This window comes from Streptomyces sp. P6-2-1 (genome assembly GCF_050613165.1).
GTDB lineage: Bacteria > Actinomycetota > Actinomycetes > Streptomycetales > Streptomycetaceae > Streptomyces.
Map to the genome: position 1 here is coordinate 4,151,921 of NZ_CP192513.1, position 12,936 is coordinate 4,164,856.

The following is a 12,936-nucleotide window of genomic DNA, read 5'->3' on the forward strand; positions in this document are numbered from 1 at the left end:
CCGGCCCTTCGGCGTGCGGCCGGTGCGGGGGCGCGGGCGGGCCGGCTCAGGCGGGTGCGTCGGCGTCCAGCTCGCCGGTGTGGCGCGGCTCGAACTCCGCGAGCCACGCGGTGAGCTCCTGCTCCGGGAGCGGGCCGCCCTCGGGGGTGCGGACGTTGTAGTTCTCCAGGAGGTACTTGCCGAACTGGCGCGGGTTCGGGAAGCCGCCCATCTCGCGCACGTACTGCCGGAAGACGCCGTAGAACGCCTCCTCGCGCGAGATGTCGTCGGGGAGCCAGTCGTCCTTCTCCGCGGGCGCCGCCTCTCCGGCGGTGGCCTCGTCGCCGCGGGCGTCAGCGGCCCCTGCGTCGTCGGCGGGGGATTCCTGGCGCGGGCCCGGGATGTGCGGGCCGGGCTCGCCGGTGTCGGCCCGCTCGGCGAGGGGACGGGTGCGGTGCGGGCCGTTGGGGACCTGGATGGGCTCCTGCCCCTGCTGCCCCTGCTCGCCCTCGTACCAGTGCTGGGGCTGGTACGGGGCGTGGAAGCGCGGCGCGAAGCGCGGGTCCTCCTCGTCGGCCGGGGGCTCCGGGTACTCGGGGTCCTCGGGCGGCGCGTACGGCCCGTCCGCTTCGTTCCCCGGCGCGTACTGCTCGGATGCGTACTGCTCGGGCCCGTACGGCTCGGGGTCGAAGGCGGGGTCGTAGCCGCCCTGGTAGGCGACGGCCTGCGGGTGGCCCTTGAACCACGGGCTCGTCGGGTCCTGCGCGGCGGGCTGCTCGTGGACGGGAGCCGCCTGCGGGTGCCGGGGCGGTACGGACCCCGGTGCGGACCCCGGTACGGACCGGGCCGGTACGGCCTGCGGCTGCGCGGCCTGCGCCGTGAGCTGGGCCCTCCGCTCCGCCTCCGGCAGGGCCGCCGCCTGCGCGCGTGCCGCCGCCGCGGGGCCGCTCGGGTCGATCCCGGCGGCCGCGAGCCCGTCGGGCGCGGTCTCGGCGAGCGGGACCCCGTAGCGCGCGAGGCGCAGCGGCATGAGCGATTCGACGGGCGCCTTGCGGCGCCACGCGCGCCCGAAGCGGGAGCGCAGGCGGGCCCGGTAGACGAGCCGTTCCTGCTCCAGCTTGATGACCTCCTCGTAGCTGCGCAGCTCCCACAGCTTCATGCGCCGCCACAGCAGGAAGGTCGGCACGGGCGAGAGGAGCCAGCGCGTGATGCGCACGCCCTCCATGTGCCGGTCGGCCGTGATGTCGGCGATGCGCCCGATCGCGTGCCGCGCGGCCTCGACCGAGACGACGAAGAGGACGGGGATGACGGCGTGCATCCCGACGCCGAGCGGGTCGGGCCAGGCGGCGGCGCCGTTGAAGGCGATCGTCGCCGCCGTGAGCAGCCAGGCCGTCTGACGGAGCAGCGGGAAGGGGATGCGAATCCAGGTCAGGAGCAGGTCGAGCGCGAGCAGGACGCAGATGCCCGCGTCGATGCCGATCGGCAGGACGTAGCTGAAGTTCCCGAAGCCCTTCTCCAGGGCCAGTTCGCGCACGGCCGCGTACGAACCGGCGAAGCCGATCCCCGCGATGATCACCGCGCCCGCGACGACCACACCCACGAGGATGCGGTGAGTCCGTGTCAACTGCGTCGCGGCCACCCGCGATCCCTCCCTCTCGCTTACCAGGCGCCTTCCGACGTGCGCCCCCACAGGTTGGCACACGCGTTCGGCGGGTGAGGCCACCGGGCGGCCCCGCGCACGGCCCCGGGGAGGGGTTCGCCCAAGCGGGAGCGGGGGCGGGGCGTATCCCGATCGTTACGGCGGGGGGAAGCGAAACCCCCGTACCGGCCGGTCCTGGGAGAGGGCCGGGGTACGGGGGTGACGGGGTGTACGGGGTGTACGGGGTGTACGGGGCTCAGCCGGCCGTCTCCTCCGTATCGGCGTCCTTGCCCGCGTCCTTGCCCGCGTCCTTGCCGCCGGACGCGTCGCCGGAGTCGTCGGCGGACGTGTCGCCGGACTTGCCCGCGGACTTCGAGGCGGAGCCGGACGGGCTCGCGGACGGGGACTTCGACGCGTCCGTGTCCGGCTTCGCGCCGTCGTCGCCCTTCTTCGGGGACGCGCTCGCTCCCTTCCCGGAGTCGTCGTCCGAGCCCGTGTCCGCGCCGGTGCCCCCCGCGCCGTTCGCCTTCGCGATGGCCGCGACCGCGTCGCCCGCTGCGCGCTCGGCGTCCTTGAGGAGCTTCGCCTGGTCGGGGTCCTTCTCGCCCGCGAGGCCCGCGCCGTTGTAGTCGAGGGTGAGGACCGCGTTCGCCGTGCGCACGAGCACCGTCTGCTGCTGGAAGTCCCCCTCCTTCTTCTTCAGCGAGTACGTCACCGCGGTCGCCTCGTCGCCGAGCCCGGCGACCTTCTCGCTCTTGAGGCCCTTCGCGTCCGCCGTCGCCCGCGTCGCGGTGACCTGCTTGGCGAGGTACGAGGCGGCGCGCTCGTCACCCGTGCCGAGCGTCGCGTCCGAGTCGAAGCGGACGAGGGCGAGGCTCAGCCACCGGTACTGCGAACCGTGCACGCCGTTGCTGTCGAGGCTGTTCCACGAGCAGGTGCCGCGCGCGTCGAGGTCGTCGGAGCTGCCCTGGCTGCCCTTCTTGTCCTTCGCCGCGGGCACGAGTGCCTTGAGGGTCTTGGCGCTCAGCGCCGCGCAGGGCTCGGGGAGCTTCGCGTACTTCGCCCTGACGGTCGCCGTACCGGTGGCGCCCGGCGAGGCGCTGTCGCTCTTCTTCGCGCTCTCGCCGCTCCCGGCCGCCGCCGACTGCTTGGCGTCGTCCTTCGCCGTGCCGCTGTCGCCGTCGTCGGAGGAGCAGCCCGCCGCCACGAGGATCACGGGAACGGCCGCGCAGGCGAGTATGCGGGAGAGGCGCTGTACTGGTCGGTGCATGGTTCCTTCGCTCAGGTCGTGCGACCGGGGCCACGGGGGCCCGGCCGGCAGGTCCGGTGAGTCACCGTACGCCGGACAAAGACCCCCGTACGTCCCGTGCGCGTCACCCGGCACGCGACCGGGGCGGCCGCCGCGCTTGATCACCCCTCGAAGGAGCCCGCGATCCGGTCCGCCAGTTTCCGCGCCTTGTCCTGCATTTCCTTGCTGTCGGGCACGTCGTCCGCGTCGTTCGGCCGCTGCTGGTAGACGACGCCCACGACGACGTTCGACGTGCGGAACACCACAGTGACGGTGCGGTGCGCGCCGCCTGCCGACGGGGCGCTCAGGGAGTCGTTCAGGAAGGCGTCGTTGCCGAGGCCCGAGAGCATACGGGGGAGGAGTTCGGGCGGAGTCGTGGCGGTATCGGCCGAAGAGGACGACGAAGGGCTGCTGCTGGCGGATTGCCCGCTCTTGCCGCTTTCGCCGCTCCCGGGGGACGGGCTGCCCGCGGGGGAGCCGGAGCTGCCGGGCGATGCCGTCCCGCCCGCCTGGCCGCTCGCCGAGCCGCTGGGCGACCCGCTCGGGGACGGGTCGGGGATGTGCGCGGCCGTGAGGCGCTTCTCGAAGGTCTCGCGCGCCCTGTCGTCGTCGCTCTTCGCGGCGTCGTAGGAGACGACCCGCTCCAGGTCGAGGGTGAGCGAGTCGGTGCGGCCCGCCCCGTCGGCTGCCTCGGTGCTCTCGGCCTTCCAGGCGCAGCCGACCTTGCGCTCGTTGTCGAAGGTCGGGGCCAGTGTGCCCGCGTAGGCGTCCTCGCCCTCGTCCGCGGCCTGTTCGCGCAGCCCGGGGAGCAGGGAGTCGAGCGTCGCGCGGTCGACCGCCTTGCAGGGCTGCGGGAGGGTGTCGAAACGCCCGGGGCGCGGGGCCGCGGCCGTCGTGGTGTCCGTCGCGCCGCGCTTGGCGTCCGGGTCCCCGGCGTTCCCGCCGCCCGTGCACCCGGCGAGCGCCACCGTAAGGAGGACCGCGACGCCGGGCGCCCACGCCTTCCCGCGCATGTGTGCAGCTCCCCTCGTCACGACCCGCGCCGTCCCGCGGCGCGCGCGGCGCGGCTGGGGGCGGGGTCTCGTGCCGGTTATTCACTTGCCGCGGGTACGCGGCCGATGGAGACAATGTGTACCGCACGAGCCGAGGAGCACGCCGGTCGCTTGTCCCTTTTGGTGCCCCTGGCTGCGGTATGTGTGACCGCATTTTTGTGTGAACGAGATGCAGTACGGGCGCAGTTCCGCCCGTCACATGATCATTTGTGCCGATTCCCGGCTTTTCCCTTCGTGGCGTGTTCGTACGCCCTGACGGGTGTCTGCCCGGGTGTTCCGAGGGGGAACCATGTCGTACACCGAACTGCCCGGAGCGCGGGTACCGATCCGTATGTGGGCCGACCCCGCCGAGGTCGACCCCGGCGCGCTCGACCAGCTCCGCAACACCGCGACGCTCCCGTGGATCGCGGGCCTCGCCGTCATGCCCGACGTGCACTACGGCAAGGGCGCGACGGTCGGCTCGGTGATCGCGATGCGCGACGCGGTGTGCCCGGCGGCCGTCGGCGTGGACATCGGCTGCGGCATGTCCGCGGTCCGTACGTCCCTGACGGCGAACGACCTCCCGGGCGACCTCTCCCACCTGCGCTCCCGCATCGAGCAGGCGATCCCGGTCGGGCGCGGGATGCACAGCTCCCCCGTCGACCCGGGGCGCCTGCACGGCTACCCGACGGCCGGGTGGGACGACTTCTGGGCGCGTTTCGGCACGGTCGCCGAGGCCGTGCGCTTCCGCCGCGAGCGGGCGGGGCAGCAGATGGGGACGCTCGGCTCGGGCAACCACATGATCGAGTTCTGCCTCGACTCCGAGGGCCAGGTGTGGCTCATGCTCCACTCCGGGTCCCGCAACATCGGCAAGGAGCTGGCCGAGCACCACATCGGCGTCGCGCAGGCCCTCCCGCACAACAAGGGTCTCGTCGATCGCGACCTCGCGGTGTTCCTCGCGCACACGCCGCAGATGGCCGCGTACCGCAAGGACCTCTACTGGGCGCAGGAGTACGCGAAGCACAACCGCGCCGTCATGATGGGCCTCTTCAAGGACGTCGTCCGCAAGGAGTTCAAGAAGGCGAAGCCGGTCTTCGAGCAGGAGATCAGCTGCCACCACAACTACGTGGCGGAGGAGCGCTACGAGGGCGTGGACCTCCTCGTGACCCGCAAGGGCGCGATCCGCGCGGGCAGCGGCGAGTACGGGATCATCCCGGGTTCGATGGGGACGTCCTCGTACATCGTGAAGGGCCTCGGCAACGAGGCGGCGTTCAACTCGGCCTCGCACGGCGCGGGCCGCCGCATGAGCCGCAACGCGGCGAAGCGGCGCTTCACGCTGAAGGACCTTCAGGAGCAGACGCGGGGCGTCGAGTGCCGCAAGGACGCGGGCATCATCGACGAGATCCCGGCCGCGTACAAGCCGATCGAGCAGGTCATGGAGCGGCAGCGGGACCTCGTGGAGGTCGTCGCGAAGCTCAAGCAGGTGGTGTGCGTGAAGGGGTGAGCAACCGCGGGGAGCGGGGCGGGCGGCGGGGCGGGGCGCGGCGGTACGGGGGTACGCCGCGCCCCGCCCCGCGCGTCCGCCCTCGGCCCGCGTGCCTGAGCCCGCGTGCCTGAGCCCGCGTGCTTGAGCCCGCGTGCTTGAGCCCGCGTGCCTCAGCCCGCGTGCTTGATCGCGAAGATCATCACGAAGGCGACGAGGTGGATGCCGAAGAGGAAGTAGGCCAGGTACCACCACAGGTACCGCTCGTTGCGCTTCTCCTCGGCGAGCCTGCGCCGGTCGTACTCCTCGTCGTACTCCTGCTCCAGGCGCGTGAGCGGGTCGTCGGGGGTGCCGGCCGATTCGGTGTCGTTCTGTTCAGGACTCACGGTGCACCTTCGTGTTGCTGGCCTGGGCGCGGGGCCGCACGACCAGCAAATCGATGTTGACGTGGCTCGGACGCGTCACCGCGAAGGCCACGGTGTCCGCGATGTCCTCGGCGGTGAGCGGCTCGGCGACGCCCTTGTAGACGTTCGCCGCCTTCTGCTCGTCGCCGTGGAAGCGGGTGAGGGCGAAGCCCTCGGTGCGGACCATCCCGGGCGCGATCTCGATGACGCGCACGGGTGTGCCGACGATCTCCAGGCGCAGCGTCTCGGCGAGCACGTGCTCCGCGTGCTTCGCCGCGACGTACCCGGCGCCGCCCTCGTACGTGCCGTGCCCGGCCGTGGACGTGAGGACGACCACGGTTCCGTCACCGCTCGCGGTGAGCGCGGGGAGCAGGGCCTGCGTCATGTGCAGCGTGCCGAGGACGTTGACCTCGTACATCCGCCGCCACTCCTCCGGGTCGCCGCTCGCGACCGGGTCGGCGCCGAGCGCGCCGCCCGCGTTGTTGACGAGGACGTGCGCCTCGCCGAGCGTGCGGGCGAAGGCGTCCACGGCGTCGCGGTCGGTGACGTCGAGGGCGTACGCGTCGGCCAGGTGCCCCGCCTCGCGCAGCCGCGCGGCGAGCGCCTCGACGCGGTCGGCGCGGCGCGCGGTCAGGACGACGCGGAAACCGGCCTCGGCGAGCCGTTCGGCGCTCGCGGCACCGATGCCGCCGCTGGCTCCGGTGACGACGGCGGTACGGGGGGCGGCGCTCATGGGCGGGCTCCTGGGGCGGGGGTGCGGATACGGGCGCTTTCCAGCATAGGCGCGGAGGTTTCAGTGGCCCCGGGGCGCGTACATGATGACCGCCATACCCGCCAGGCAGACGAGCGCGCCCGTCACGTCCCAGCGGTCGGGGCGGTAGCCGTCCGCCACGACGCCCCAGGCGATCGAACCGGCGACGAAGACACCGCCGTACGCGGCGAGGATGCGGCCGAACTCGCCGTCGGGCTGGAGCGTGGCGGCGAAGCCGTACAGGCCGAGGGCGATGATCCCGGCGCCGATCCACACCCAGCCCCTGTGCTCGCGCACCCCCTGCCAGACGAGCCAGGCGCCGCCGATCTCGAAGAGGGCGGCGAGGACGAAGAGGAGGACGGAGCGCAGGACTGTCACGCGGGCATCGTGGCACGCGCCCCGGCGGGGCGGGCGGGCGCCCGGTCGCCGTGCCCGCCCGTACCCTCTCGACCGTGGACGACCTCACCCTTGCCGCGCGCCTCGGGCGCTTCCGTGCCTCCGTCGCCCGGCGCCAGGCGCGCCGTGTCGCCGATGTCCCCGGCGGTCTCGCCGTGTTCGACGACGAGTTCCCGCTCTCGCACGAGCACAACCAGCTCCTGCTCACCGAGCCGGGCCCCGCGCCCGACGACCTGCCCGCGCTCGCCGACGAGCTGTTCGCCCACCTTCCGCACCGCAGGATCGCCCTGCTCGACGGCACCCTCACCGCGGCGTACGCGGCCGTCCTCACCCGCGCCGGGTACGCGCGCGAGGACGAGGTCGTCATGGTCCACGAGGGCCCGGCCCCCGCGCCCGCCGCCTCGGTGCGCGAGGTCGGCGCGGCGGCGCTCGCTGCCCCGTACGCCCTTCAGCTCCGTACGTGGATGCCCGACGCCGGGCCCGAGGTGCTCGGGCAGCTCGTCGCGCGCAGGCCGCGCAGGCGCGCGGGTGCCGACGACGTGCGCTTCCTCGCCTCGTACACGGAAGGGGCACCGGCGGCGGACGGCGCCCCTGGCGTGCGGGGCGGCGAGGTCGCCGCGTGGGCGGACCTCTACGTCGACCGGGCCGCGGGGATCGCGCAGACCGAGGACGTCGTGACCGCCGAGGCGCACGTGCGGCGCGGCCACGGCGACGCGGTGGTCGCGACCGCCCTGCACCTCGCGGCCGCCGCGGGCTGCGGCGTGCGCTTCCTCGTCGCGGACGCGGCCGACTGGCCCCGCGCCTGGTACGCGCGGCGCGGCTACCGGGTCGTCGGCGCGAGCAGCGGCTTCGTCCGCACGGGCTGAGCGGCTCCCGTGCCCGTCCCGTGCCCGTCCCGTGCCCGTCCCGTGCCCGTCCCGTGCCCGTCCTGTGCCCGTCCGTACCCGTCCCGCGGCCCTCCGTACCCGTCCCGCGGCCGCCCGTCCCGTCCCGTCCCGTGGGCTCCTCTCCCCGCTCCGCCGACGCCCCGCGTCCGTCCCGTACCTGTCCGTGTGCGGCCGCTCGCGCGTGAATGCGCAGCTCAGCGCCTTCCCCCTGCACCCTTCCGCACCCTGTGCTGCCCTGGAAGGGGCCGGTTCGCGTGCGGCGACGGCCGGTCCGCGCGCCCGGCGCGGGCCGTGGAATAAGCCCGGGCCCCTCCCCGTTGTCGCGGACGCACCGTATAGTTGAACCGTAAACTAAATGGGCAGTCGAGAGGCGGACGAGAGTCATGGGCATGCAGTTCGGCATCTTCAGCGTCGGTGACGTCACCACCGACCCCACGAACGGCCGTACGCCGAGCGAGGCGGAGCGGATCAAGGCGATGCTCACGATCGCCCAGAAGGCGGAGGAGGCCGGGCTCGACGTCTTCGCGACCGGCGAGCACCACAACCCGCCCTTCGTGCCGTCCTCGCCCACGACGATGCTCGGCTACCTCGCCGCGAAGACGGAGCACCTCGTCCTCTCCACCTCCACGACGCTCATCACCACGAACGACCCGGTGAAGATCGCCGAGGACTTCGCGATGCTCCAGCACATCGCCGACGGGCGCATGGACCTCATGCTCGGGCGCGGCAACACGGGCCCGGTCTACCCGTGGTTCGGCAAGGACATCCGCCAGGGCATCCCGCTCGCGATCGAGAACTACGCGCTGCTGCACAAGCTGTGGCACGAGGACGTCGTCAACTGGGCGGGCAAGTTCCGCACCCCGCTCGAATCCTTCACCTCGACCCCGCGCCCGCTCGACGGCGTCGCGCCCTTCGTGTGGCACGGCTCGATCCGCTCGCCCGAGATCGCCGAGGAGGCCGCGTACTACGGGGACGGCTTCTTCCACAACAACATCTTCTGGCCGATGTCCCACACCAAGCGCATGGTGCGCCTGTACCGCAACCGCTACGCGCACTACGGCCACGGCACCGAGGCGCAGGCGATCGTGGGGCTCGGCGGGCAGGCGTTCATGCGGAAGAACTCGCAGGACGCGGTGCGGGAGTTCCGCCCGTACTTCGACCACGCGCCCGTCTACGGAGGCGGTCCGACGCTGGAGGAGTTCACCGCGCAGACCCCGCTCACCGTCGGCTCTCCGCAGCAGGTCATCGAGCGCACGCTCTCCTTCCGCGACGAGATCGGCGACTACCAGCGGCAGCTGTTCCTCATGGACCACGCGGGGCTCCCGCTCAAGACGGTCCTCGAACAGCTCGACCTCCTCGGCGAGGAGGTCGTCCCCGTACTGCGCGAGGAGTTCGCGAAGGGCCGCCCGGCGGACGTGCCGGACGCGCCGACCCACGCGTCGCGGGTGGCGGCGGCCGCCCTCGACGCCGGCAAGAAGGCCGACAAGAGGGCCGACAACGAAGCCGGTACGGAAGCCGGCAAGGAAGAGGCAGGTGCCCGATGAAACTCGTCGTCGTCTCGGCCGGACTCAGCGTCCCCTCGTCGACCCGGCTGCTCGCCGACCGGCTCGCCGAGGCCACGCGCCTCGCGGTCGCCGAGCGGGACCCCGATGAGCGCGTCGAGACCGAGAGCATCGAACTGCGCGACCACGCCAAGGACATCGCGAACACCTTCGTGACCGGCTTCCCGCCGCCGAAGCTCGAAGAGGCCCTGGAACACGTGACGCGCGCCGACGGCCTGATCGTCGTCACGCCGATCTTCTCGGCCTCGTACAGCGGCCTGTTCAAGTCCTTCTTCGACGTGCTCGACCAGGACGCCCTCACCGGCAAACCGGTCGTGATCGCGGCGACGGGCGGCTCCCCGCGCCACTCCCTGGCCCTGGAACACGCCCTGCGCCCCCTCTTCGCCTACCTCCGCGCCGTCGTCGTGCCGACCGGCGTCTACGCGGCGTCGGAGGACTGGGGGAGCGAGGGCGCCGCCGACGGCCCGCTGGCGAGCCGGATGGCCCGGGCGGCGGGCGAGCTGGCGTCCCTCACCTGCGGCACGGGCAGCCGCCCGGGGCCGCCGCGGGACGCCTTCGACGAGGTCGTGCCGTTCGCCGAGCAGCTGGCGGCGCTGCGGGGCGACGAGTAGCGCGCGGCGGAGAGCTGGGCGAGGCTGGGGGCATGGAGCTGATGGAACCGATCTCGCTCGACACCGTCGCGAACGAACTGCACCTCGAAGCGATGGCGTCCCCCTCGAAGCGCGCGGCGCGCACCCTCCAGGGCGGTACGGGTCACGCCCTGCGCCAGACGGTCATCGCACTGTGCGCGGGCACCGACCTCTCCGACCACGAGGGACCCGACGAGGCCACCCTCCAGGTCCTCAAGGGCCGCGTCAGGATCACCCGCCCCCAGTCCGACACCCTCGCCGAAGCGGTCGTCGACATGGGCGAGATCCTCCTTGTCCCGCGCACCTTCCACGGCCTGCGCGCGGTCAACGACGCGGTCATCCTCCTGACGGTCTCGATGGCCGAGGCCGCCGACAACGCCCGCCCCCCGGCCGAGGAGCCCCAAGCCCTCACCTCCACCCCCCAGCCCCCTCTTTCCACCCCCCAGGAACCACCGACCGGAACGGCGTGACCGGAACGGCGCGAGGGAGGACGGGACGGGCCTTTCGCGCTGCGGCGCCTCACGCGGCGGGGATCACGGCCACACCAGGCAGTACGGCTGGTGTCCCGCCTCGTGGAGGCGCTGGCTGAAGTCCTGCCACTCGTGGAGGAGCCGGTAGATGTCGAAGGCGTCGCGGGGGCCGCCGCGGTCGGGGACCGTCGACCAGATGAAGGCGGCGGCGCCGACCGACTCCTCGCCGATGCCGCGGAGCGGGTCGACGGCGGTCATGGGGAGCTTGACGACCGCGTAGTCGGGGTGGAGGACGACGAGTTCGAGGGGCGGGACGCGGTAGAGGGGTATGCCCTGGATGCCGGTGAGGACCATCGCCGCCATCGTCTCCGGCTTGATCTTCGTGAACATCCCGTTCATGCCCAGCTCGTCGCCGCCCAGCTCCTCGGGCCGCATCGAGACAGGGACCCGGGCCGCCGTCGCGCCGTCGGGCGCGCCGAAGTACTTGTAGGTCACCCCCATGCGCCCGCTCCCCCCTGTGGGCAATTCGCGGCGCTCCTCCGTGTCGTCGCGCCGGTGCCGTCCCCGCCTGGCACGCCGAGGACCGAGGTCACCGGTCCCCTCGCCCAGTCCGCCACCGCGTTGCATATGTCCACCCGACTGCCCTCAGCGTCGCACGGTCCCGCCGTACAACCCGATCATCGTGTCGTTGACCTCCCCCGCACCAGCCCGCCGAAACGTGCCCCGCAGGATCGGCCGGAACACCCGCGGGACACCGCGGGCCCCCGACGTGTCACGGCCGCCACAGGTCCCTGGTCGGGAGATCGCACGCGGCTCTGACACCATGACGGGAGTGAGCTGTTCCGTACGGGCCCCAGTTTCGCAGACGCGCGCGGGGACCGTCCCGAAGCCGGGCCCGCCGAGACCGACGGGAGACCCGCTGGGGGCCCCGGCCGGGGGGACAGCCGCCACCCGTCCCGCCGCCGAGCCCCTGAGAGACCGCCGTGACCCAGCCTTACCCCTACGAAGCCCCCGTCTCGCAGCGCCTCTTCGACCGCGCGCTCCAGGTCACCCCGGGCGGCGTGAACTCGCCGGTGCGGGCCTTCGGCGCGGTGGGCGGCACGCCCCGCTTCATGGCCTCCGGGCAGGGCGCCTGGCTCACCGACGCCGACGGCCGCACGTACGTCGACCTCGTGTGCTCCTGGGGGCCGATGATCCTCGGCCACGCCCACCCCGAGGTCGTCGACGCCGTCCAGGCCGCCGTCGCGCGCGGCACCTCCTTCGGCACCCCGGTCGAGGGCGAGGTCGCGCTCGCCGAGGAGATCACCGCCCGTATCGCCCCCGCCGAGCAGGTGCGGCTCGTCTCCTCCGGCACCGAGGCGACGATGTCCGCGATCCGGCTCGCCCGCGGCTTCACGGGCCGCGCCAAGGTCGTGAAGTTCGCCGGCTGCTACCACGGTCACGTGGACGCGCTCCTCGCCGCCGCCGGTTCCGGTCTCGTCACCTTCGGCCTCCCCGACACCCCCGGCGTCACCGGCGCCCAGACGGGCGACACGCTCGTCCTGCCGTACAACGACATCGAGGCCGTCCGCGCCGCCTTCGCCGCGCACCCCGGCGAGATCGCCTGCGTCATCACCGAGGCGTCCCCCGGCAACATGGGCATCGTCCCGCCCGCGCCCGGTTTCAACGCGGGCCTCAAGGAACTGTGCGCCGCCAACGGCGCGCTCTTCGTCTCCGACGAGGTCATGACCGGCTTCCGCACGAGCCGCGCGGGCTGGTACGGCGTCGAGGGCGTCGTCCCCGACCTCATGACCTTCGGCAAGGTCATGGGCGGCGGCTTCCCCGCCGCCGCCTTCGGCGGCCGCGCCGACGTCATGGCCCACCTCGCCCCCGTCGGCCCCGTCTACCAGGCCGGAACCCTCTCCGGGAACCCCGTCGCGACCGCCGCCGGGCTCGCCCAGCTCCGCCTGCTCGACCCCGGCGCGTACGAGCGGATCGACGCCACCTCCGCGCGCCTCCAGGCCCTCGTCACCGAGGCCCTGAGCAAGGAGGGCGTCGCGCACCGGGTGCAGACCGCGTCGAACATGTTCTCCGTCTTCTTCACCGACAAGCCGGTACGGAACTTCGACGACGCCAAGGCCCAGGACGCCTACCGCTACACCGCCTTCTTCCACGCGATGCTCGCGCAGGGCGTCTACCTGCCGCCCTCCGCCTTCGAGTGCTGGTTCGTCTCGACCGCGCACGACGACCGCGCGATCGAGCACATCGCCGCCGCCCTCCCCGGGGCCGCTCGCGCCGCCGCGCGGGCCACCCCGGAGAATGCGTGAGAACCATGCGTACGGCGGAACAGGCACACACGGAAGGCGGGGCCCCGTGGCTTCGGTGAACAACGCTTCGGCGGACAACGGCGGCGACGGTACGGAACTCACCGTCGTCCA

Annotated in this window: 13 protein-coding genes; 6 read left to right on the top strand and 7 right to left on the bottom strand. The window is 73.1% G+C overall.

Going from position 1 to position 12,936, the window contains the following annotated elements; genetic code table 11:
• Positions 1 to 46 precede the first annotated feature (46 nt).
• The 3 genes from ACQYWQ_RS17855 to ACQYWQ_RS17865 all read right to left on the bottom strand — a co-directional run bounded on the left by ACQYWQ_RS17855 (position 47) and on the right by ACQYWQ_RS17865 (position 3,919).
• Positions 47 to 1,618, bottom strand: coding sequence for a DUF2637 domain-containing protein (locus ACQYWQ_RS17855; RefSeq protein WP_431035803.1), 1,572 nt, complete (start codon positions 1,616 to 1,618; stop codon positions 47 to 49).
• 256 nt (positions 1,619 to 1,874) lie between these two features.
• Complete coding sequence (locus ACQYWQ_RS17860; RefSeq protein WP_431035804.1) at positions 1,875 to 2,888, bottom strand: DUF3558 domain-containing protein; 1,014 nt, start codon at positions 2,886 to 2,888, stop codon at positions 1,875 to 1,877.
• Positions 2,889 to 3,028: 140 nt separating this feature from the next.
• A complete protein-coding gene (locus ACQYWQ_RS17865; RefSeq protein ID WP_431035805.1) occupies positions 3,029 to 3,919 on the bottom strand; it encodes a hypothetical protein in 891 nt (296 codons plus the stop codon).
• 328 nt (positions 3,920 to 4,247) lie between these two features.
• On the opposite strand from ACQYWQ_RS17865, the gene ACQYWQ_RS17870 reads away from it, so the two are divergent.
• Entirely contained in the window at positions 4,248 to 5,441 is a 1,194-nt protein-coding gene (locus tag ACQYWQ_RS17870; protein ID WP_431035806.1) for an RtcB family protein, read from the top strand.
• A gap of 152 nt (positions 5,442 to 5,593) precedes the next feature.
• Here the strand turns inward: ACQYWQ_RS17870 and ACQYWQ_RS17875 are convergent, their stop codons facing one another.
• From ACQYWQ_RS17875 to ACQYWQ_RS17885, 3 genes are read right to left on the bottom strand one after another with little or no spacing between them, the layout of a single operon-like run.
• The gene (locus ACQYWQ_RS17875) at positions 5,594 to 5,806 is read right to left on the bottom strand and encodes a hypothetical protein (RefSeq protein ID WP_431039419.1); all 213 of its coding nucleotides are present in this window, start codon (positions 5,804 to 5,806) and stop codon (positions 5,594 to 5,596) included.
• A complete protein-coding gene (locus ACQYWQ_RS17880) occupies positions 5,796 to 6,557 on the bottom strand; it encodes an SDR family NAD(P)-dependent oxidoreductase (protein ID WP_431035808.1) in 762 nt (253 codons plus the stop codon). Before ACQYWQ_RS17880 ends, ACQYWQ_RS17875 begins: the two co-directional genes overlap by 11 nt.
• Before the next feature lie 60 nt (positions 6,558 to 6,617).
• The gene (locus ACQYWQ_RS17885) at positions 6,618 to 6,953 is read right to left on the bottom strand and encodes a YnfA family protein (RefSeq protein ID WP_431035809.1); all 336 of its coding nucleotides are present in this window, start codon (positions 6,951 to 6,953) and stop codon (positions 6,618 to 6,620) included.
• 74 nt (positions 6,954 to 7,027) lie between these two features.
• On the opposite strand from ACQYWQ_RS17885, the gene ACQYWQ_RS17890 reads away from it, so the two are divergent.
• The 4 genes from ACQYWQ_RS17890 (at position 7,028) to ACQYWQ_RS17905 (ending at position 10,519) form a co-directional block, all read left to right on the top strand.
• The gene (locus ACQYWQ_RS17890; protein ID WP_431035810.1) at positions 7,028 to 7,837 is read left to right on the top strand and encodes a GNAT family N-acetyltransferase; all 810 of its coding nucleotides are present in this window, start codon (positions 7,028 to 7,030) and stop codon (positions 7,835 to 7,837) included.
• 410 nt (positions 7,838 to 8,247) lie between these two features.
• Positions 8,248 to 9,402, top strand: a complete 1,155-nt coding sequence (locus ACQYWQ_RS17895; RefSeq protein ID WP_431035811.1) for an LLM class flavin-dependent oxidoreductase — start codon at positions 8,248 to 8,250, stop codon at positions 9,400 to 9,402.
• Positions 9,399 to 10,031, top strand: coding sequence for an FMN reductase (locus ACQYWQ_RS17900; protein ID WP_431035813.1), 633 nt, complete (start codon positions 9,399 to 9,401; stop codon positions 10,029 to 10,031). Before ACQYWQ_RS17895 ends, ACQYWQ_RS17900 begins: the two co-directional genes overlap by 4 nt.
• Before the next feature lie 32 nt (positions 10,032 to 10,063).
• The gene (locus tag ACQYWQ_RS17905) at positions 10,064 to 10,519 is read left to right on the top strand and encodes a cupin (protein ID WP_431035814.1); all 456 of its coding nucleotides are present in this window, start codon (positions 10,064 to 10,066) and stop codon (positions 10,517 to 10,519) included.
• Positions 10,520 to 10,582: 63 nt separating this feature from the next.
• On the opposite strand, the gene ACQYWQ_RS17910 is transcribed toward ACQYWQ_RS17905, so the two are convergent.
• On the bottom strand, positions 10,583 to 11,146 hold the full coding sequence (locus tag ACQYWQ_RS17910; protein WP_078489968.1) for a hypothetical protein: 564 nt from the start codon (positions 11,144 to 11,146) through the stop codon (positions 10,583 to 10,585).
• A gap of 356 nt (positions 11,147 to 11,502) precedes the next feature.
• Here ACQYWQ_RS17910 and hemL point away from each other — a divergent pair, with 356 nt between their 5' ends.
• Positions 11,503 to 12,825, top strand: coding sequence for a glutamate-1-semialdehyde 2,1-aminomutase (gene hemL, locus ACQYWQ_RS17915; RefSeq protein WP_431035815.1), 1,323 nt, complete (start codon positions 11,503 to 11,505; stop codon positions 12,823 to 12,825).
• Positions 12,826 to 12,936 lie beyond the last annotated feature (111 nt).